The 21,423-nt window shown below is 47.8% G+C and carries 12 protein-coding genes; 1 reads left to right on the top strand and 11 read right to left on the bottom strand.

Annotation, left to right across the window (positions count from 1 at the left end; all coding sequences use genetic code 11):
* The first annotated feature begins 612 nt into the window (after positions 1–612).
* The gene (locus HMPREF9140_RS06580) at positions 613–4,098 is read left to right on the top strand and encodes a glycosyl hydrolase 2 galactose-binding domain-containing protein (RefSeq protein WP_006952817.1); all 3,486 of its coding nucleotides are present in this window, start codon (positions 613–615) and stop codon (positions 4,096–4,098) included.
* Between the two features lie 147 nt (positions 4,099–4,245).
* On the opposite strand, the gene HMPREF9140_RS06575 is transcribed toward HMPREF9140_RS06580, so the two are convergent.
* The 11 genes from HMPREF9140_RS06575 to HMPREF9140_RS06520 form a co-directional block, all read right to left on the bottom strand.
* Complete coding sequence (locus tag HMPREF9140_RS06575) at positions 4,246–5,769, bottom strand: hypothetical protein (RefSeq protein ID WP_018571864.1); 1,524 nt, start codon at positions 5,767–5,769, stop codon at positions 4,246–4,248.
* A complete protein-coding gene (locus HMPREF9140_RS06570) occupies positions 5,769–5,972 on the bottom strand; it encodes a hypothetical protein (RefSeq protein ID WP_006952813.1) in 204 nt (67 codons plus the stop codon). The genes HMPREF9140_RS06575 and HMPREF9140_RS06570 overlap by 1 nt, the downstream gene beginning before the upstream one ends.
* 654 nt (positions 5,973–6,626) lie before the next feature.
* Complete coding sequence (locus HMPREF9140_RS06565; RefSeq protein ID WP_025073435.1) at positions 6,627–7,886, bottom strand: tetratricopeptide repeat protein; 1,260 nt, start codon at positions 7,884–7,886, stop codon at positions 6,627–6,629.
* A gap of 27 nt (positions 7,887–7,913) precedes the next feature.
* A complete protein-coding gene (gene gyrA / locus HMPREF9140_RS06560; protein WP_006952809.1) occupies positions 7,914–10,499 on the bottom strand; it encodes a DNA gyrase subunit A in 2,586 nt (861 codons plus the stop codon).
* 1,098 nt (positions 10,500–11,597) lie between these two features.
* A complete protein-coding gene (locus HMPREF9140_RS06555; RefSeq protein ID WP_081474521.1) occupies positions 11,598–12,407 on the bottom strand; it encodes a purine-nucleoside phosphorylase in 810 nt (269 codons plus the stop codon).
* On the bottom strand, positions 12,292–13,467 hold the full coding sequence (lpxK, locus tag HMPREF9140_RS06550) for a tetraacyldisaccharide 4'-kinase (RefSeq protein WP_006952806.1): 1,176 nt from the start codon (positions 13,465–13,467) through the stop codon (positions 12,292–12,294). Before lpxK ends, HMPREF9140_RS06555 begins: the two co-directional genes overlap by 116 nt.
* Before the next feature lie 8 nt (positions 13,468–13,475).
* Positions 13,476–15,254, bottom strand: coding sequence for a signal peptide peptidase SppA (gene sppA / locus HMPREF9140_RS06545; protein ID WP_006952805.1), 1,779 nt, complete (start codon positions 15,252–15,254; stop codon positions 13,476–13,478).
* Between the two features lie 427 nt (positions 15,255–15,681).
* Positions 15,682–18,501 (bottom strand): excinuclease ABC subunit UvrA, encoded by a 2,820-nt coding sequence (uvrA, locus tag HMPREF9140_RS06535; protein WP_006952803.1) that lies wholly within the window; start codon positions 18,499–18,501, stop codon positions 15,682–15,684.
* Positions 18,502–18,512: 11 nt separating this feature from the next.
* On the bottom strand, positions 18,513–19,652 hold the full coding sequence (locus HMPREF9140_RS06530) for a cytochrome d ubiquinol oxidase subunit II (protein WP_006952801.1): 1,140 nt from the start codon (positions 19,650–19,652) through the stop codon (positions 18,513–18,515).
* Complete coding sequence (locus tag HMPREF9140_RS06525) at positions 19,649–21,184, bottom strand: cytochrome ubiquinol oxidase subunit I (protein WP_006952799.1); 1,536 nt, start codon at positions 21,182–21,184, stop codon at positions 19,649–19,651. Before HMPREF9140_RS06525 ends, HMPREF9140_RS06530 begins: the two co-directional genes overlap by 4 nt.
* A gap of 13 nt (positions 21,185–21,197) precedes the next feature.
* Positions 21,198–21,419: a DUF4492 domain-containing protein gene (locus tag HMPREF9140_RS06520; RefSeq protein ID WP_006952798.1), complete on the bottom strand. Its 222-nt coding sequence runs from the start codon at positions 21,417–21,419 to the stop codon at positions 21,198–21,200.
* Positions 21,420–21,423 lie beyond the last annotated feature (4 nt).

Below are 21,423 nucleotides of genomic sequence, written 5' to 3'. Positions count from 1 at the left end.
CATGGAAGAAATACAAAAAAGATAGTAGGATGTATTTCTGCCATGGAAGAAATACATAAAAGTTAGTTGGATGTATTTCTGCCGTGGAAGAAAGACAAAAAAGTTAGTATTATGTATTTCTGCCATGGAAGAAAGACATAAAACTTTATATTTATACTCATACGATGGTGTTGAACATCAGAAAATCATTCTGGCAATAAAAAATCATGAGTATAAAGGGCTTTAAAAGAATGCAGCTCCACAACATGGGGCATTTTCGGGTTCGCCGAGTACGTGTTGACTATGGCGAGGGGGGCGAATATTAAGAAAATTAATCCGTTGCTGTCGGAACTTGAGCGAGTTCGGGTTCGCCGAGCACGGGTTGACCATAGCGGGGGAGGCGAATATCAAGATGCACGAGAAAATACCCCTCGTGGGGGGCGGTGGAAATGAGGCAAGATGTTAGCTGGGAAAAATATAATGCTCTCTACTGCGGTTGACGAGTAAAATAGGACTAGATTTGTGCCAGCTCTTCGGGGTGGACGGGAGAAAACATCGTGCAATACGTGTTTAGTTCAGTCGACCGAACAGCGTTTCCGTAGGGATAACAAACATTTCAAATCAAATATTTTTATGAAGAGAACATCTTTCCTTATGCTTATGCTCGCTTTTGTTTTAGCGGCATCGGCGCAAACGGAGTTCACACGCGGCATCGGAAAATATCCGGGCCGACCGTCGGAAAATTTTGCGCCTAATCTTGTTCCCGACAATTCGTATCGCAATCTGGCATTGAACAGGGCTGCCACGGCCTCGTCGTCGGTGGATTACAATCTGACGGCGCAGTTGGCAACCGACGGTATCGTGTCGACCACCACACCGGTGACGCTCGAAGTGCGAACACCCGAGGGGAAACTGTCATTGCGCGACAAGGAGAAAACGTTCGACGGCAATATTCACTCGGCGAACATCTTGCGCGGTGGAAAAACGTTCATATCCTACAGCTGGACGGGCAAGGACGTCTTAACCGACGAGGTGATTGTTCAGGCGTCGCTGGCCTATTATCCTAATCGGGCAACGAAGGGATATGCAATCAATATCCAGGCATCCGACGACGGAATGAGCTGGAAAACCATCGGCAGTCTCAAAGGCAATTCGCTGCCCGGAGAAGCAACCCAGCAGATGGTGAGCTCCGACCCGAACAAGGCCGAGGCGCGTGAAAGGCTACCGCTTCGCGAGATTAATATTCCTATTTCCATTCCGAAGAGTGCATACAGTAGGCTGCGCGTGGAGTTCATCATGCCCGGCGCTGCCTATTGGAAACTCACAAAGGTGCAGTTCAACAACTCTGGAAAAGAACAAAGGGTACTGCCGGCCGAATACTTCTCGAGCGCATGGCTGGCCGATGGTTCGAAGGCGCAATGGCTGGCAATCGATTTGGGACGAGAGGCGTCGGTAGACGAAGTGCGAATACACTGGCTGCACAGGCCGCTGTTTGGAGAGGTGCAAACGTCGGACGACGGCCGGAACTGGCGCAAGGCCGCTATACTTTCGGTTGGCAAAGAGCTCACGGAAAATATTCCGCTCAATGTCAGCACACGCTTCGTTAGGCTATATCTCCGCCGCCCCGACAATTCTAATCTCTTCGCGCTTACGGAGGTCGAGGTTATGGGGCGTGGCGGGATTGTTGCACAACCGCAGGAAAGACGCGCTTTTACATCGGGCAACTACAGTTTGAATGGCGGCGACTGGACTCTCCGTCGCGAGGGCTACGATGTGGAAATCCCGGCTACGGTTCCGGCCACGGTTCTAGCGAGCTATGAAAACTCGGGCGCACTGCCGCAGCTGGTGTTCGGAAATAACTTGCGACAGGCGTCAGAGTCGTTCTTTTGCTCGGACTTCCATTATAAAACTCATTTCACTGTCCCGGAAACATATCGCGGCCGACAGGTATATCTCAACTTCGATGGTATCAACTGGAAAGCCGAAATATTCCTCAACAAACACCATGTCGGATGGATTCGAGGTGCTTTCGAACGCGGCCGATTCAATGTGACCAGCTTGCTCGCAGAGGGTAATAATCTTTTGGAGATTCGCATTCTCCGTAACGACAATTTCGGTGCCGTGAAAACCAAAACCGAACTCAATACCGACCTTAACGGCGGTGTGCTCGGTGCCGATAATCCAACCTTCCACGCGTCTGTAGGATGGGATTGGATAACCTCGACTCCGGGTCGCGAACTCGGAATATGGAACGATGTGTTCCTTTCGGCCGACGGTGGCGTTTCGCTTGCCGACCCGCTGCTGGTTTCGCGTATCGATCGCGCATCAGGACTGGCTACAATCAAACCATCAGTTATCGTGAGGAACAATTTCGCAACGTCTGTCGACGCTCTTGTGCGTGGTAGAGTAGGGCAGATCCACTTTGAACAATCCGTTACTCTGCCCGCTCAATCCGAGCAGGAAGTAACGTTCAATCCTGCCGATTTTCCACAGTTGTGCAATCAAAATCTTCATCTCTGGTGGCCCAACGGATATGGCGAGCCATATCTTTACGACGCCGGATATTCGGTTAGCATCCCCGAACTCTCTGACTCTATAGACTACAAAGCCGGCATACGACAAATAGATTACGAAGATGTCAGTACTGCCCTGAAAATATATGTTAACCACCGCCGGTTCATTCCCATGGGTGGCAACTGGGGATTCTCCGAAACCAATCTAAACTATAGGGCGCGCGAATATGATGCAGCCGTGAAGTACCACCGCGATATGAACTTCAACATGATTCGTAACTGGGTAGGACAGATTGGCGACAAGGAATTCTATGATGCGTGCGACAAATATGGCCTCATGGTTTGGCAAGATTTCTGGCTGGCTAATCCGTGGGACGGTCCAGACCCGACAGACGAAACGATGTTCATGACCAACGCTTACGATTATGTTCGCCGAATCCGACGCCACCCCTGCCTCGGAATCTACGTGGGTCGAAACGAAGGCTATCCGCCACAAACGCTTAATACCGCACTCGAGAATCTGGTAGCGAAGGAACATCCCGACCTTGGATATATTCCCAGTTCGGCCGACGACGGAGTAAGCGGGCACGGTCCTTATTGGTTAATGCCCACCGAATGGTATTTCAAGAATCAAACCGGCAAACTCCACTCCGAACGAGGCGTGCCGAATCCGATGGTTTTTGAAAGTTTACTTCGCTCCATTCCCAACGACGAACTTTGGCCAATCGGATTGTCGTGGGCGCAGCACGACTTCACACAATCGGGTGCTCAGCGCGGAAAAGAATTCCTGAAACTATTCGAAGAACGCTTCGGACGACCCTTAGGTGCAACTAACTTCTCGGCCCTCGCGCAGTGGCTGAACTACGATTCGCATAGGGCGATGTATGAGAGTATGCTGCAAAACCGAATGGGCCTGCTCATGTGGATGAGTCACCCGGCATGGCCCAGTATGGTGTGGCAAACCTACGACTACTATCTTCTCCCAACGGCCGCCTTTTATGGCATCAAGAAAGCCTGCGAACCGTTGCATTTGCAATGGAATCCGGCAACCGACAGCGTCCAGCTTGTCAACACGTCGGCCGGCATGCATCGCGTATTAGCCATAGCCTACGAGTACGATATGTATGGCAAGGAAATAGTTTCTTTAGGACAGAACGTAGAAACAGACAACGACCAAACTCAAAACCTCTTCGAACTGCCCGAAATAAGAGAGCCCGTCAGCTTCCTGCGTCTTGTTCTCACGCTTGACGACGGCAAGTCAACAAGAGAAAATTTCTACGTCCGCACTCGTACGCCGAAAGATTTCCGTCGCCTGGAACTGCTCCGTCACATTCGTCTTGACCTGCGTGAGGATTATGTCCGCGAGGGCGACACATTCAGTGGGAAAGTCACGCTTACTAACAACACCAATACTCCGGCGTTGTTTATCCATCTTGACCTTCGTGCAGCCGACGGCGAGCAGATCCTTCCAATCAGCTACAGCGACAATTATTTCTCTCTCATGCCTGGCGAAAGTCGCGAAGTTTCCATCACCTTCCGGGCCGAAGATACCCGCTCGAATAATCCGCAACCTCATCTCCGCGTATCGGGCTTCAACGTTCGATAAGCCTCCACAAATCCCTATACATTTCGCGGCTCTTGCAATTTTCTTGCAAGAGCCGCGACTTGGTTTTTATAACATATAGAAAACTATCCGAATCGAAATACAGAAACCAAGGTCTTGATTGTCATCATTAATGTGCAATGTGAAAAATTAATCAAATGCCCATGCTGGGAATCCATAGTCTCGCGGACAACCATCGGCAACAATGAGTTCTCCTGAAGGAAATAGTAAATGGACACCTAAATCATGATCTGTATGATACGAAGGTGTCTTAGACCAGAAATCGCCATAGAAACCGACTTTGTTAAGTTTACCATTATATAAATATCCTAGAGATGGCAGGAAGAAATATTTGTATTGTTCTGATGTTGTAGGAACGCTGGGAGAAAGTTGTATTGTGTAGTCTATATGTGGCGCACCTAGGGCTGTGTAGTCTGTGAATAAATCTGGGGCTAAGTCAGAACGGAAATTAGAAATATAAATTCTTTTCAGTAACCATAACCCGCCTTTATATAGATGCCCGTGACCCGACCATAGAGTAGAAGTATCCCAATTTGGATTGCCTTTTTGTGCATACCATAACATCTCATTAGCATTGGGAGTAATTGCACATGAATTAACTGCTTCTAATGGAAGATGAACATCACTATACCAACGGTTCGCATCTGAATTATTCGGGTAATTAGGGTTGTATTCATCATTAAGCGTTGGAGGATTAGCAACTCCACTCCAATAGTCCTGATAAGCGTCCCACATATAATATTTGCTACTACTGTAATCGGCTGCTGGCGTAAGATTGGCTGTCACGTCGCTAATCTCACCGGCCTTTGTTGTTAGTGTTAGTGTTTTCGAGATAGCACCTTCTACCGTTGTGACGGGGTCTTTGATGTAGTAGTCAATCTTGAATGTGCGTGCCGCATTGCTTGGAGCAATGACCATGTAAGATGCGTTCATCGTGGGATTGGCTGATGTGTTCGACAGTAGGAAATTATTCGTCGTAAGCGTTATCGTATTGCTCGAACCAGATATTGGACTCGTGCTCAGATTACCCGACGAGAAATCGTATGTTCCCGCAATTGGGCCCGACTGGCTCGTAATCACAATCTTCGTGAGACGAATGTTCGGCCCTAGAGCAGTGTTCATGCATCGCGGAAGGAAGCACAGATAGGCAGCCTTGTGCTCTAGGTTGAACTTGAACGACTGTCCGCTACCGCTGGCTTTGGCTGAACCACAGTCGCCCGACTCTCCTGCATGACTGAAATCGTTTGCCGTCGACTGGCTCTGTGATGATGCTATTGTAACCCTGTTGGCCGAGGTCCCGTTCTTACCAGTGTAGCGTACTTCGCATTGGTCGGCATATTTCCGTCCATTATTAGGCATCTTGAACACGCCACGTGTTTTGTCGGTGTTGAGCGTTCCGGCCTCGCTCCGTTCGTATGCGCCCGAGGTAGGCCGAACGAAAATGTAATCTCCCGTTTCCCAGAAAGCCAAGGCTCCGTTACCGGGCGTGTGAGTTATTGTAGTTCGCGATGCTTCGTGGGCAATGCTTTCGAAGGTTATGCCTTCCTGTTCGACAGATGGTTTCTTGTCGGTTCCGGATTCAATGTTTGGGTCGTTGCATGCGGCCATCATGAGACCCAATACGAGAGCCGATAAAGTGTTAATCTTCATCATTAATCCTCCCATAAATTATTTTTTTGTTCTTCGTCTTCGTAGTCTAACGCTTGCTTAGCGTCTCCTCCTGTGGAGCCTTGTCCAATAGGCTTATGCTGTCCGCTAACCGTCTGCATAAGCCATTCGATGTCTAACTCGATAACTTTCGTTACTGGTTGCAGATAATCTGCTCTTCGGTTGTTTTGATGTTTGATTTCTGTCATTGTTTTATCGTTTATATATCATTAAAAATGTTCTTATTTTCTGTTCGTGGCACATGAGATATCAGACAATAAAACTTCGTCGGAGTTCCATTGTCTAGAGAGATTACGTAACTTCCGTGTGTTTGTAAAATAAGGTTATAAGGCTTGATGCTCCTGTATTTGGAGTTTTTTCCGACTCCTGCAAATCATTGTACGAAAAAATCACAGGGAAATCGAAATTTCTCTGCGTCGTAATGTCACAAAAGAAAGAATATAGTTTATTATCCTCCCACGCGTGGATATTATAATAAAAAGTAGGATGGAAACTCATGGCGGCAAAATTAATCACTTAGCTCGTAACGCAGAACGTCCCAGTGGTTTTATTGACCTAGAGCAAGTTCTCTCTTATCTGTATGACCGAGTTAAAAATTACTTGGACATATAATCTCTATATGTTGGCGTACTAACTGAATAACCTTAAGGAGAGACTTTGCGGATAAAATATGATACCTAAAGGTAAGTTGGCCGTATAATCAGAATTTGAATCTATGGGAAACCGGCACATGGCTCTTTCCTCAACATTTCAGGCCTTTATACGGCTATTTCACTTTCCAAAAAAGAATGCTGCTCTGTCGGGGAAGACAGAGCAGCACTTTTTAAAGAGAATTTTATCAGTTATTGAACGCCGGCGTCGGCTGCTGCGGCTTGTGTCTCGGGGGCTTGAGCACCCTTCACGAAATAGTAGCAGCCATATAGCGGATAGGCCCAATTGGACTTATGCGACTTGGTTACGTCGAGCTGCTTAGCAGCCTCGAGATATTGAATGGCCTTGTTATAGACCTCATTGAACTGCTCGCGGGCGGCCTTGGTGAGCACACCTTTCACTTCGGCAACACGCTCCTGGGCCTTGTAGAACCAGCATTGCCCAATGGATGCGTTGATGGCTATGCGCGAATCGTCGTCCTTGGCAAGGGCGAGGGCCTTAGACAGGCAGTCGGCTGCAGCGTCGTAGTTCTTCTTCTGACTTTCGAACTGACCTTTCATCACAAGTGCACCATAGCTGTTGGGATTCTTGGCGAGCTGGGCATTGATGAGTTTTTCAGCCTTATCCTGCATTCCCAAACCACTGTAGGTCGAGGTGAGGGTTGTTAGTATGGCGTCGTTCGAGGAGTCTTGGGAGTAGATGGCTTCGAGCTTCTCGGCGTAGGCAATGGAATCTTGACGGGTTTTGAGTTGTGCGCCCAAAATTGCCAACTGAAGTTGCTGGGCTTCCTTAGCGCGCTCCTGGCTCTTCATTGCATATTCAATGTAGCGTGCGGCCTTTTCGAAGTCCTTGTTGTCGTAGGCATAGTAGGCTGCGAAGAATGCAATCTCGTTGAGGTTGGTATCCTTTGATTTATCGAACTTAGCGAATACGGGGTCGTCAGCCGTGTCTACATAGCGTGCGAGGAACTTATAGGCAGTTTTGTCGTCCTTGGCACCCTGGAAAAAGATTCCACCGTTGATGAGCTGTCCACGAAGCAAATAAAGCTGGTCGATAACTGTGGTGAAGCGAGGTTTCACTTTGCCTTTTTCGTTTGGCATGTTGTCGAACTTAACCATTTCTAATCCGGCATCGAACGCATTGTCCACAGCCTGATAGAGTCCCTGTTCGTCCACGGGTTCGCCACCTTTCTGCCCCATTTTCTCATTGGTTTCGTTTCGGAGCTGAACGGTTTGTTCTGCGTTCACTTTTTTCATGGCGAGCTCGTAGAGCTTATTATAAGCCTTGGCTCTTTCAGCATCGTTTGCCAATTGCGACTGGCTTGACTGCAATAAGCTTTTGGCTTCGCTATAGGTTTGGGCCTTCAGGATGGCTTTCAAAGCATCGCTGTCGCCGGCAAATGCAGCTGATGTACCTAGTAGCATCAAGGCTGCTAACATTAATTTTTTCATTCTGATTATCTTTTAAAAAGTTTATTTCTATTCTTGTTCATCCTCGTTGTCGGGCTCTGTCTGTTTGTCTTCGCCCGAGAAAGTGTTTTTGATGTTCTCTGTTTTCTTTGCCCATTGAGCGCGACTTTCTTCTTCGACCTGCTCTTCGAGCTCGGAGCTCATTACTTTGCAAACGGAGGCAATGACGTCGTTTTTCTTTGTCAGATTGATGAGGCGAACACCTTGCGTGGCACGACCCATGACGCGACATTCGGCAACCGACATGCGAATTACTACGCCGCTCTTGTTGATTATCATAAGGTCGTTTTCGTCGGTGACACTCTTTATTGCAACGAGCTTACCGGTTTTCTCGGTTATGTTGAGTGTCTTCACGCCCTTGCCGCCGCGATTAGTGAGGCGGTAGTCTTCGACCATGGAGCGTTTGCCGTAGCCTTCCTCCGATACAACCATAACGGTTTCGTTTTCGGGGTCGTTCACGACAATCATTCCTACGACTTCGTCCTGCCCGTCGTCGTCGAGTCGCATTCCGCGTACGCCAGTTGATACGCGGCCCATTACGCGAATGTGCTTCTCATTGAATCGGCATGCGCGTCCATTGCGGTCGGCAATTATGAGCTCGTTCTGTCCGTTTGTAAGCCGGACATCAACAACCTCGTCACCTTCCTTTATGTTAATAGCTAGTACGCCGTTGGTACGCGGTCGGGAGTAGGCTCTGAGCGATGTTTTCTTGACTATTCCCTGCTTGGTTACGAACACCACGTTGTGACTGTCGAGGAACTCGTCGTCGTCAAGACCGCGTATGCGTAGGAATGCGTTCACACTGTCGTCGGCTTCAAGGGCTAGCATGTTCTGTATGGCTCTGCCTTTCGAGTTGCGGTCTCCTTCGGGGATGTCGTAGCATTTCATCCAATAGCAACGTCCTTTTCGGGTGAAGAAAAGCATTGTTTGATGCATCGTTGCTGGATAGATGAACTCCGTGAAGTCATTGTCGCGGGTGCGGGCGCCTTTCGAGCCTACGCCGCCGCGTGCCTGTTCTTTGAAGTCGGCTAGCGGAGTACGCTTTATGTATCCTAGATGACTTATCGTGATAACTACCGGGTCGTTGGGATAAAAATCTTCGGCGTTGAATTCGTGTTCGTCGGGGATGATTTCGGTGCGTCGTTCGTCGCCATATTTATCTTTCACTTCGATGAGTTCTTGCTTCATCACTTCTTTGCAGCGCTGCGGATTGTCGAGAATCTCCTGTAAGTCTTTTATGAGTTCCATCAGTTCGTTGAATTCCTGATGTAGTTGTTCCATGCGCAATCCGGTGAGTTGCGAAAGACGCATGTCAACGATGGCTTTTGATTGTAGCTCGTCGAGTTCGAAACGCTTTTCGAGATTGGTCTGCGCTTCCGATGGTGTTTTACTGGCGCGGATGATGTGCACCACCTCGTCTATGTTGTCGCAGGCAATGATTAATCCTTCAAGAATGTGTGCTCTTTCCTGTGCTTTCTTGAGGTCGAATTGGGTACGACGTATGGTCACGTCGCGCCTATGGTCAACAAAATGCCCGATGCACTCGCGCAAGCTGAGCAGTTGTGGCCTACCTTTCACAAGTGCGATACAGTTCACGGAGAATGAACTCTGCAGGGCTGTCATCTTGAAGAGTTTGTTGAGAATCACGTTGGCGTTGGCGTCGCGCTTCACGTCTACCACGATTCGCATTCCCTGTCGACCGGTTTCATCATTTACATTCGATATTCCTTCAAGGCGTCCTTCTTTCACCAGTTCGGCGATATATTCAATGAGTTGCTGTTTGTTTACACCGTAAGGAATCTCTGTAACGACAATTTTGTCGTGCTGGTCGTCGCTTTCAATCTCGGCTTTCGCTCGCATGATAACTTTTCCGCGCCCGGTTTCGTAGGCGTCTTTCACGCCCTGAAGACCATATATGTAAGCTCCAGTTGGGAAATCTGGAGCCGGAATGAATTCCATCAGTTCGTCGGTTGTTATATCCGGATTGTCGATATAGGCGCAGCATCCATTTATAACCTCGGTAAGGTTATGTGTCGGAATGTTCGTTGCCATGCCTACCGCAATTCCGTTGCCTCCGTTCACCAGTAGATTAGGAATTTTAGTGGGCATCACCGACGGCTCTTTCAGTGTGTCGTCGAAGTTGTTCACCATGTCGACTGTTTCTTTCTCGATGTCGTCCATGATGTGTTCGCCCATCTTTGAGAGTCGGCATTCGGTGTATCGCATAGCTGCTGGTGAGTCGCCATCTACGGAACCGAAGTTTCCTTGCCCGTCGATGAGCCTGTAGCGCATGTTCCATTCTTGTCCCATGCGAACCAAAGCTCCGTAGACTGAAGAGTCGCCATGCGGATGATATTTTCCGAGCACTTCGCCTACAACGCGTGCACATTTCTTGTAAGGTTGATTGCTGAAGTTTCCGATGCCGCGCATTCCGTAGAGAATACGCCGATGAACGGGCTTGAATCCGTCGCGCACATCGGGAAGTGCTCGAGCTACGATTACCGACATGGAATAGTCGATATACGAGCTTTTCATTTCTTCCTCGATGTTTATTTTCAGGATTCTGTCCTGATCAATGGTTTGATTATCGTCCATTACTGCGTTTTATGTTTTGTCTTATTGTTTTCGTTCTCAGTTTCCGATTGTCGGCCGTTCGAGCTCCTTTCAAGAATAAAATTCCCGAGAATAGCGTTTAATTTCGTTCTAAGCTCTTTGGCTCTCCTCAAAAACAGGTGTAAAAGTAGAAATAAAAACAAAAATAAAAGAAGCCGTTAAAAACAAAACCTGCATGTGTCTGTCTTGGAGTATGCAGGTCTTTTTAAACATATATAAACGAGTTTCCTATATTTTGTACTTGCCGGGGTTTTCTTCGCGCCGAGGTTTGGAGTTTTTCTGTCGTTGGGTTTTCTTTTTAGTGTCACCGGTCATTCTCTTGTCATCTTTGCCATATTTTCTTTTTTGTGAAGTCCGGGAGCGTGGTACTCCTGGGTGTTTCTTTTTGAAAAATCTCTAGAGCGTGACATTCCTGGGTGTTTCTTTTTGAAAAATTGCTAGAGCGTGGTACTCCTGGGTGTTTCTTTTTGAAAAATCTCTAGAGCGTGACACTCCTGGTTGTTTCTTTTTGAAAAATCTCTAGAGCGTGACACTCCTGGTTGTTTCTTTTTGGAAAATCTCTAGAGCGTGGCGCTCCTGGTTGTTTCTTTTTGGAAAATTGCTAGAGCGTGGCACTCCTGGTTGTTTCTTTTTGGAAAATCTCTAGAGCGTGGCGCTCCTGGTTGTTTCTTTTTGGAAAATTGCTAGAGCGTGGCACTCCTGGATGTTATTGAATCGTGTATGCCTTCGGTTCTGCGAACCTAAGAGACGATTCGGATAGACCCCTTGTTTGTCCGCCTCTCTGCCAATTCGGTCTAACAACCGCATAACATATTTCATCCTGTCGTCCGGTGCGGACAGACACGGGGTCTGTCCCTACATGCGGGCGTTCCGCCCGATTGAGAGTCTCTATTAAACCGAAATCGCGTATTGGGTTACAAACATATCGCTCAGGATAGAACATGTCGCCCTGGGTTATAAACATATTGCCCGAATTAGATTATTAAAAACCCTCTTCCGCAACCTATGCGGAAGAGAGTTTGGTTTACGCTCCCGTGAGAGAACCAGCTTTTGGAAGAGGGAATTTGACGGATGATTAGTTTATGAACGCTTTATCATTTCTCTCATTATTGCGGTCATTACTGGTTGGGCTTTGTTGGCTGCTTCTTGCACTTCTTCATGACTCACTTTAACTGGATTATCAAATCCGCCGAGGTCGGTTATTACACTTATTCCGAACACTTTTATACCACAGTGACAAGCAACGATAACTTCAGGAACGGTGCTCATGCCAACGGCGTCGCCTCCGAGAATATTGTACATTCTGTATTCAGCCGGCGTCTCGAATGTTGGACCTTGGACGCCGGTGTAGATACCGTGCTTGATATCGATTCCTTTTTCCTTAGCGATATTGTCGGCCAGGGCGATGAGATTATGATCGTAGGCCTCGTGCATGTCTGGGAATCGCGGCCCGGTAGGGAAGTTGGGGCCATGTAGCGGATGTTCGGGGAAGAAGTTTATGTGGTCTGTAATTATCATCAGATCGCCGATTTTGAATTCGGGATTCATTCCACCTGCGGCATTCGACACAAAGAGGGTTTTGATTCCGAGTTCGTACATTACTCGAACAGGGAAGGTTACTTCTTTCATTGAGTAGCCTTCATAGAAATGGAACCTTCCTTCCATTGCCATGATATTCTTATCGCCGAGTTTTCCGAATATCAGTCTTCCGGCATGGCCTTCGACTGTGGATACGGGGAAATTAGGGATGTCTTTATAGGAGAATTCGTAGCTGTCAGTTATCTCGGAAGATAATTGTCCCAGACCTGTGCCCAAAATGATTGCTGTTTCTGGTTCTGTGGTCATTCTTTCCCTTAACCAGGATGCTGTTTCTTGAATTTTTTCGTACATAGGATAGTATTTTATCATTAAACGTTTTTTCTTTTCCTAACATGAAACGTACTTCTATTGGAAGTGCGAATATGTTTTTTCGGGCTTCGGGACTCAATCCTTCTGTATTTTCGAGACGCGTTTTGTCTTTCTCGGTGGTTATGATGAGTCGCGGTTCGGGAAGCTTGTCAAATTCTCTGTTGATTCGAGAAATGTTTTTCGATGTGAAGTTGTGGTGGTCGGGAAACGACAGAGTTGTGAGCGATGTGTGGTCTTCGAGATCTATTTCTAGTTGTTTGGGCGACGCTATTCCGGTTATCAACAAAATGTTCTTCCCGTTGATGTGTTTCAGGGGTTTCTCGCTCGGATTATCGTCAATGAACACCGGTTGAAGGTTGCAATATTTTATGGTTGTGAAATATATCTGTTGGAATGGATAGAGCTTCATTACTTTTTTGAGTACGCGAAAGTCTATCGGGTTTAAATCCTTTGGGCATTTGGTGATTATAACGATGTCGGCGCGGTTCTTACTAACTAGCGGTTCGCGAAGTCGTCCGGCGGGGAGTAGTTTATCGTAGATTATGAGGCGGTGATAATCGACGAGCAGGATGTTTATTCCTGGTTTGACGTAACGATGTTGGAAAGCATCGTCAAGCAGAACTACGTTAGTGTCTTTCGTTTCGTTATCGGCCATCAGGCGGTCAATTCCGTGGCAGCGGTCTTTGTCGACGGCCACGTGAATGGCAGGAAACTTCTGTTTGATTTGATATGATTCGTCGCCGATTATTTTCATCGGTGTGTCGGAGTCGGCTAGGACATATCCGCGGCTATTGCGCTTGTAACCTCTAGAAAGAACGGCAACTTGAAAAGAGTCTTTGAGCAGTCTTATGAGATATTCCACGTGGGGAGTCTTACCGGACCCGCCTACGGTTATGTTTCCAACAGATATGACAGGTACATCAAAACTTCGGCTCTTCAATATTCCGAGTTTGAAGAGTTGATTTCTGAAACTCACACCTAGCCGATAGAGCCAGCTTAGGGGTAGGAGCCATTTCCTGATTTTGATGAAGTCGCCTTCCATTGGTTTTCCTAGTTTATTTTGAGCATATAGGGTAAACGGGCTTGGATTGCGGATTGTTTGTTGATTGTTTTGAGTATCGAGAAGGCCTCATAGTATGTTCCGAATTCAGCGCGTAGCTTATCGTCGAGATAGCTTTCGTTTCGCACTTCACCCAGGAGCTGATCCAGCCAGTTTACAGGCTCTGGATAGCTCTTCGTGTAGATGCTTTTGGTTTTTGCGAGCGATGCGGCTTTTTTTACGGCTGCATCGAGTCCGCCGAGCTGGTCGACTAGTTTTATTTTAAGGGCATCTTCGCCCGAGAAAACGTGTCCTTGTGCTATTTTTTCAACCTGTTGGTCGGTCATTCCGCGCCCTTCGGCTACTCTGTGCCGAAATAGTTTGTAGCCCCGGTCAATATATCGTTCAAGATAGGCTATCTCCTCTGCGTTGAACGGGCGGGAGAGTGTTCCAAAGCCCGAATTGGCGTTTGTTCCGACTTCATCGAATTTCACACCGAGTTTTTCTTTGAGCAGTCCGCTAACGTCGGGAAACATTCCGAATATTCCGATAGATCCGGTGATAGTTGTCGGTTCGGCTATTATCCAGTTTGCCGGTGCTGAGACATAATATCCTCCGGAGGCTGCCATTCCGCCCATACTTACAACAACGGGTTTTGCTTTTCGGAGTTCTACTATGTAGTGCCAAATTTGTTCGGATGCGTAGGCCGACCCGCCTCCTGAATTGATTCTGAATACTACTGCTTTCACTTTTTCGTCGTCTTTGAGCTTTTCGAGGTCTTTGCAAACGGTTTGTGCGTCGATGTTTTGTTTTCGAGAGAAGAATCCGCCTGCTGCTCCGTCTACTATATCACCGTAGGCGTAGTAGATGGCAATCTGGTCGTCGCCGCTATAGGCTTCGTCGTCGGGTTCATCGGCCATATCGGCTAGCGATACTTGGTTGATGTCTTCAGAATCTTTGAGTTCGAGTCGTTTTTTTATTTCATTTTTGATTTGGTCTGTGTATAGTGTTCCGTCGATGAGTTTCATTTTGAGATAATCCTCGGCTGCTGCGAACGTAATTAAACTGTCTGCATATTCGTTGAGTTTTCCGGTTGACAGGTTGCGTGCTTTGCTTACTTCTTTGAGGATATTTTTCCAGATGCTGCCTATGTATGCGGTGGTTTGTTCGCGGTCGGCCTCGCTCATTTTGTCGCCGGTGAATTGTTCGGTTGCGCTTTTATAGGCTCCTACTTTGGCCACTTGCATTTTCACTCCGAATTTTGCCAGGAGGTCTTTTAGGAAGAGGCGTTGTGCGGATATTCCTCGCCAGTCGATTTGTCCTTGTGGATTAAGATAAATCTTATCTGCCACCGATGCCAGATAGTAGTTGCTTTGGGTGTAGATGTCGCCGTAGGCTACAATCCACTTTCCGCTTTTTTTGAAATCTTCGAGAGCGTTTCGTGCTGCCTGCATTGATGCGTAGGAGTCGGCTGTGAAGGCTCCGAATTCCATGTATATTCCTTTTATATTATCGTTGTTTTTGGCTTTTCGAATTCCGGAAATGAGGTTGTCGAGTCCGATTTGCCCTGTCATCTGCCCAGTTATTTTGGCTTGAAAGTCGTCTTCAACTCTCTCGTTCATGCTTCCTGAGAGGTTTAGCACCAGCACGGAATTATTTTTTATTGTGTTCGACTGCGAGCCGGATAGGCTCATTCCTATCAAACCGATAAATATGAATATGGAAGATATGATGCTAAAAATTAGGAGTCCGACGAATGTGGCGGCAACCTGTTTGAAGAAATCTTTCATTTTTTGGAATAAGATTTAATTGATTCTTTTTGAAGTTTGCCCAGCAAAGATACTCATAAAAGGTTTAACGAACAAGACACCCCTGTTGTAAAGGAGCTCGGGAGAGGATTCGAGGTTAATAAGATTGATTTCTGTTCTTCTGGTGAAATGACGGCCAGATACGACAGTATTTCTGTTCTGTCAGTAAATGGCCTAATGCTGTTAGATATTGTGCCAATTCGAGCGGTAGCTCGCGTAGGGACAAACCCCGTGTCTGTTCGATACCCACGCCAACTCGGTCTACCGACCGCATACTATTTCTCTGGCCTGTTTGTCTTGGATATTTATCCTGTCCTTGGCTGACGGGGGCGGACAGACACAAGGTCTGTCCCTACATGCGGCCTCTCGGCCGAGTGGGAACTTATTTTAAACCGATTCGCAAAAACAACTATTTTAGTTTCGTGGCGAGGAAGCAACCGGTGGGACTGTCGGCCGAAACGGCTACTTGCTCCGGAGTGCCGGTGGCTATGATGGTGCCGCCTCGGTCGCCACCGTCGGGGCCCATATCGATTATATAGTCGGCCGATTTGATTATTTCCATGTTGTGCTCTATTACAAGAACTGTGTGTCCGTGATTTATCAGGGCGCCGAAGGCTTCTAGAAGGAGCCGAATATCGTGGAAGTGAAGACCTGTGGTGGGTTCATCGAAAATGAAAAGGGTGGGCTCTTGGCGCTCCTGACCGAGGAAGTAGGCGAGTTTTACGCGTTGGTTTTCGCCTCCGGAAAGGGTCGACGAGCTTTGGCCGAGCTTGATATAGCCAAGGCCTACGCTTTGAAGCGGAAGGAGTTTCTCGACGATGGCGCGGCGATTATGTTTCTCGAAGAATTCAATGGCTTCGGCAACGGTCATGTTGAGAATGTCGTTTATGTTTTTGCCTTCGAAGGTAACGTTGAGTACTTCACGCTTGAATCGTTTGCCATGACATTCGTCACATTCGAGCACGAGGTCGGCCATGAACTGCATTTCAATCGTTATGACTCCGGCACCTTTGCATTCCTCGCATCGCCCGCCTTCGATATTGAACGAAAAGTGTTGTGGGGTGAAACCGAGTTGCTTGGAAAGTGATTGCTCGGCAAAGAGTTTACGAATCTCCTCGTAGGCTTTTACATAGGTTGCGGGGTTTGAGCGTGCGCTTTTACCGATGGAGTTCTGGTCTACGAATTCGATGCGTTTTATTGCATCGACATCTCCTTCGAGTGATGTGAAATGGCCGGGCAGTTCAATCGGTTCGTCGAGTCGACGCTTCATTGCAGGATAGAGAATGCCGCGCACGAGCGATGATTTTCCGCTTCCACTCACTCCTGTTATCACGGTGAGAACGTTGAGCGGAAGTGTCACGTCGATGCCTTTGAGATTATTCATTCGGCAGCCGGTGAGCCTTATTGCTAGGTTCCAGGGACGACGTGTCTTTGGTATAGCTATTTGTTCGTGCCCGGTGAGATAGGCGAGTGTATGCGAATGTGGGAATTTCTTGATTAGCCTTTCTACGGCGTCGTTGCTTTGTGGAATTTTTCCTTCGTAGACTATCTCGCCTCCGAGGCGTCCAGCGTCGGGTCCAACGTCAATTAGATAGTCGGCTGCGCGCATAATTTCTTCGTCGTGTTCAACCACAACTACGGTGTTTCCCAGGGCCTGAAGTTCTTTGAGCACGTGGATGAGTCGCTGCGTGTCGCGACTGTGAAGGCCGATGGATGGTTCGTCGAGGATGTAGAGCGATCCAACGAGCGACGAACCAAGCGAGGTTGCAAGGTTGATTCGTTGACTTTCGCCTCCGCTTAGTGTGTTCGAGGCGCGGTTGAGGGTGAGGTAGCCTAGACCGACGTTGTCGAGAAATTGCAGTCGACTTGTAATTTCGATTAGCAGTCGGCGTGCAATTTTTTCCTCATGCGGAGTGAGTTTTAACTGTTTGAACCACTTCCGCAGCTGGTTCACGGGCATTTCAACGAGGTCGGTTATGGCTCGACCGGCAATCTTCACCCATGATGCTTGTTTCTTCAGTCGCGTACCGTGACATTCGCTACAGATTGTTTTTCCACGGAATCGACTCAGCAGAACTCTGTATTGAATTTTGTATTGGTTTTCTTGCACCATTTGCAAAAAGGAGTCGATGCATACTTTTTCGTCAGCCTTGTCGCTAGGCAGTCCGTGCCACAACCAGTCGCGTTGCTGTTTGGTGAGTTCGTCGTAGGGTTTGAATATGGGGAAATCGTCTTCGGCGGCTCTTCGGCAGAATTCGGTTTGCCACATTTTGAGTTTGTCGCCGTGCCAGCATTGTACGCATCCGTCGTAGACCGAGAGCGATGGATTGGGCACAACCAAGCTTTCGTCTATTCCAATCATATTTCCGAATCCTTCGCATTTTTCGCAGGCTCCCAGGGGCGAGTTAAAGGAGAAAAGGTTGTCGGATGGTTCTTCGAAACGTATTCCATCGGCCTCGAATCGGGTGGAGAAATCGTATGCTATCTTAGCCGGCATCACGAGCAGTCGCAGCTCGCCGTTACCTTCATAGAATGCTGTTTCGCATGAATCGCTGAGCCGCGACACAGCTTCGCGAGTGGAGGAGGCCGCGAGTCGGTCGATTAGGAGGAATATGTCGGCTGTATCGCTTGTCTTTTGGTTGTCTGGCTGATTGATCCAGTCCTCTATTCTGACAATCTCGCCACCGACATATATCCTTGAATACCCTTCGAGAAATTCTTTCTCCAGCTGTTGTCTTACACTTTGTGTTTTTTCGATTTTGAGAGGCGACAGGATACAGAATTTCGTTCCGTCGGCGAAAGTTGAAACGCATTGCAGAACGTCGTCGAGCGTGTGGCGTTTCACTTCGGTACCGCTAATAGGACTGAATGTTCGGCCGATTCGGGCGTAGAGAAGTCGGAGATAATCATAGATTTCGGTGGATGTGCCCACGGTTGAACGCGGATTTCGCGCAATTACCCTTTGCTCAATTGCTATTGCGGGCGGCAATCCTTTGATGAAATCAACTTCCGGCTTGGCCATTCTGCCGAGAAACTGTCGGGCGTAGGCCGATAAACTTTCAACATATCGCCTCTGCCCCTCGGCGTAAAGCGTGTCGAAGGCCAGCGACGACTTTCCCGACCCTGATACTCCGGCAATGACAACCATTTGTTCGCGTGGAATATTTACGCTCACATTCTTTAGATTATTAACCCGGGCTCCCTTAACTTCTATGAAATTCTGTTCCATAAAACACTTCGTTAGTATGCGTCGTCCTCGTTTATTTCCTTACGGTCGAGCTTCTTCTTGTCTATGCTTCGCCAGGCGTAGATAATGTAAGCGAGAACGAAAGGCACGAGGAAACTTACATAGAACATGGTGCGGAGGGTGAACTCACTTGAGGAACTATTCTGCAATGTGAGCGAGCTCTGAAGATCTGCCGTTGAAGGATAATAGGCCGTAGAGTTCCAGCCCGCAATGAGGAAAAGAACCACGACAACGAGTATAACGCCTATGCCGGCAGGCCATATTCCGCGTATGTAGTTGGTCTTTAGAATAGTTTTCACTATGCCGAACAGAAGGAGCAAAACGCCTGTGAGGAACATTAAAGCTAAAGGCCACATGTCGATGAGGTTGTGGAGATATTTCATTGGTTGCATCGCTATCGTTCCGTCAGCCAGCACTGCATATCCGTCGCTAAGGAGTGTGCGAATAAGGAAGGCGAGGAAGAAGACTAGAAAAGCTACGGTGTTTATGAGCAACTGTGGGCGAATACGCGAGCGGATGGTGATGTCGTTTATATTATTGTTTATGTAGAGCATACCGAGGATTCGGGCGAGGAACACAACCGAAAAACCAAACACAACAACCCAGGGATTGAGTAGTACGTCGAGTCCGCGAGATGAGTTAGCCCAGTGGGAAATTACTGGCTGGAAATCGTTTATTAGATTGGATTTTTCGACTATGAAATTCGATCCGGTGAAGAACGTTGCCACAGCTCCACCAATGAGGAGCGGCCCGAGCAGACCGTTGATGATTAGGCATGTTTGAAAAGTTCGCGTACCAAGAAGATTGCCGGCTTTGTTTTGGAATTCGTAGCTCACGGCCTGAATGATAAAGGTGAAAAGGATAATGAGCCATATCCAGTAGGCACTGCCAAAGCTGGTACTATAGAACAACGGGAAAGAGGCAAAGAATGCGCCGCCGAAAGTAACTAGCGTGGTAAAAGTGAACTCCCATTTACGCCCGGTAGAGTTAATGAGTAGTCGGCGTTCATCGTCGTTTTTTCCAAGTTGGAATATCATTGAATTTGCTCCCTGAACGAACATCAGGAACACGAGTAGTGAACCTAGCAAGGCGATGATAGTCCACCAATAGTGCTGCAGAAAATCGTAGGTCATAGTTCGGGTCCTTTCTTTATTTGCTTACACATTATGTTTATTTCAACAGCAAGCATTGTTGTGAATAGAATGAGGAAGAGGAAGAACGTGAGGGCGATGTTGCTGCTGCTAAGGTCGCTCACGGCTGTCCAAGTGGGAAGCATGTCTTGAATAGTCCACGGCTGACGGCCGAGTTCGGCTACAATCCATCCGCTTTCACTTGCGATATAGGCTAGCGGAATGAGGGCGATGCCAATCCAATGGAGCCAGTGTGAGCGGGTGATGTCTTTCCTATAGATGAAGAATAACATACCCGCGAACACTAGGATTAGAAACATACCGATACCTACCATAATTCTGAAAGCCCAGAAGTTTATCGGTATGAAAGGCACGGTTTGTTCGGCGTTCTTGATGTATCCGTAGCCGAAATACTTCATGTCACGTTCGAGAATTTGTCGGTTGGTCTTGGTTTTCTGTCCGCCACGATAGGCTTTGAGTGCTGCGATTGCATTTCGTCCGCGTTCCATTTTTTCTTTGAGCGATGGTTCGCGTGTGCCGTCGTCTTTGGTATATCCGTTAATTATGTCGCGCACTCCGGGCACATATCCGTCGGCGCTATGAGTTGCCAGGAGGGAGAGCATGTTGGGTACAGCTATTCGCATTGGCGGTTCAGTTTCGTTTTGGTAGTCAGGCTGTTTAAATGGGTTAACGAAAGCCGCGGCTGTGAGGCCCTGACTTTTTCCGCCTTCATAAAGTGCTTCCATCGCTGCGAGTTTCATGGGCTGTGTTTTAGCCACCATATAGGCTGAATTGTCGCCTGTGAATGCAGCTAGTAGGGCTGAAACGAGACCTACCATCGAGCCGATCTTTATACTTTGCACGGCCAGTTCAGTGTGACGCTTTTTGAGCAGATACCACGAGCTCACACCAACCGTGAATGCTGCGCCAAGCAGCCAGGCCGATGTGATGGTGTGTGTAAACTTGTCGATTGCGAATGGACTGAATGCTACGTCAAGGAACGATGCCATTTCGTTGCGCATTGTGTCGGGGTTGAACGTGCATCCGATGGGATATTGCATCCATGCGTTTGCCACAAGAATCCACCATGCCGATATGGTTGCGCCAAGTCCGGTTAACCATGTCGATGCCAGGTGGAATCCGGGTGATACTTTTTTCCATCCGAAAAACATCACTGCTACGAAAGTTGATTCCATGAAGAAAGCTAGGATACCTTCGATTGCCAGCGGTGCACCAAAGATATCGCCTACGAACCAGGAATAGTTGCTCCAATTGGTTCCGAACTCAAACTCAAGAATAATTCCGGTTGCCACACCCATTGCGAAGTTTACTCCAAAGAGGCGTTGCCAAAATCGGGCAGCCGAGCGCCAGAATTCTTTACGTGTGCGATAGTAGCACGTTTCCATGATTCCCATGACCACGGCTAGGCCGAGCGTAAGTGGCACAAACAGCCAGTGATAGATAGCGGTGAGTGCAAACTGGGCTCGCGACCAATCGACTGTCCCCGGATCAATTGCTAATAATAAATTTCCCATTATATAAAATGTTTTATCGGTTTCTGTCTATGAGTTCCTTCTCAATGAAATTAGCTTCTTGTCCCGGTTTCGATTTTTGTTTGATGATGTTCGGGAAGAAAAACATTTTCAACACGGCAAACATGATGAAGAGTTTTATGAGAATAACCGTCCAGAGGGTCTTGCCGAGTGTCATTTTACGGAAACCGTCATAGTAGAGGTCGAACACGCGATAAAGGAAACCCCGTTTTTTCATAATG

Origin of the sequence: Prevotella micans F0438, assembly GCF_000243035.1 — a bacterium.
Lineage (GTDB): Bacteria > Bacteroidota > Bacteroidia > Bacteroidales > Bacteroidaceae > Prevotella > Prevotella micans.
This window is presented reverse-complemented; position numbering and strand designations above follow the sequence as displayed.

What these genes read in the sequence shown, in the direction of transcription:
- HMPREF9140_RS06580 (WP_006952817.1), top strand. Translation starts at nt 613, where the DNA reads ATGAAGAGAACATCTTTCCTTATGCTTATGCTCGCTTTTGTTTTAGCG.
- HMPREF9140_RS06575 (WP_018571864.1), bottom strand. Translation starts at nt 5,769, where the DNA reads ATGATGAAGATTAACACTTTATCGGCTCTCGTATTGGGTCTCATGATG.
- HMPREF9140_RS06570 (WP_006952813.1), bottom strand. Translation starts at nt 5,972, where the DNA reads ATGACAGAAATCAAACATCAAAACAACCGAAGAGCAGATTATCTGCAA.
- HMPREF9140_RS06565 (WP_025073435.1), bottom strand. Translation starts at nt 7,886, where the DNA reads ATGAAAAAATTAATGTTAGCAGCCTTGATGCTACTAGGTACATCAGCT.
- gyrA (WP_006952809.1), bottom strand. Translation starts at nt 10,499, where the DNA reads ATGGACGATAATCAAACCATTGATCAGGACAGAATCCTGAAAATAAAC.
- HMPREF9140_RS06555 (WP_081474521.1), bottom strand. Translation starts at nt 12,407, where the DNA reads ATGTACGAAAAAATTCAAGAAACAGCATCCTGGTTAAGGGAAAGAATG.
- lpxK (WP_006952806.1), bottom strand. Translation starts at nt 13,467, where the DNA reads ATGGAAGGCGACTTCATCAAAATCAGGAAATGGCTCCTACCCCTAAGC.
- sppA (WP_006952805.1), bottom strand. Translation starts at nt 15,254, where the DNA reads ATGAAAGATTTCTTCAAACAGGTTGCCGCCACATTCGTCGGACTCCTA.
- uvrA (WP_006952803.1), bottom strand. Translation starts at nt 18,501, where the DNA reads ATGGAACAGAATTTCATAGAAGTTAAGGGAGCCCGGGTTAATAATCTA.
- HMPREF9140_RS06530 (WP_006952801.1), bottom strand. Translation starts at nt 19,652, where the DNA reads ATGACCTACGATTTTCTGCAGCACTATTGGTGGACTATCATCGCCTTG.
- HMPREF9140_RS06525 (WP_006952799.1), bottom strand. Translation starts at nt 21,184, where the DNA reads ATGGGAAATTTATTATTAGCAATTGATCCGGGGACAGTCGATTGGTCG.
- HMPREF9140_RS06520 (WP_006952798.1), bottom strand. Translation starts at nt 21,419, where the DNA reads ATGAAAAAACGGGGTTTCCTTTATCGCGTGTTCGACCTCTACTATGAC.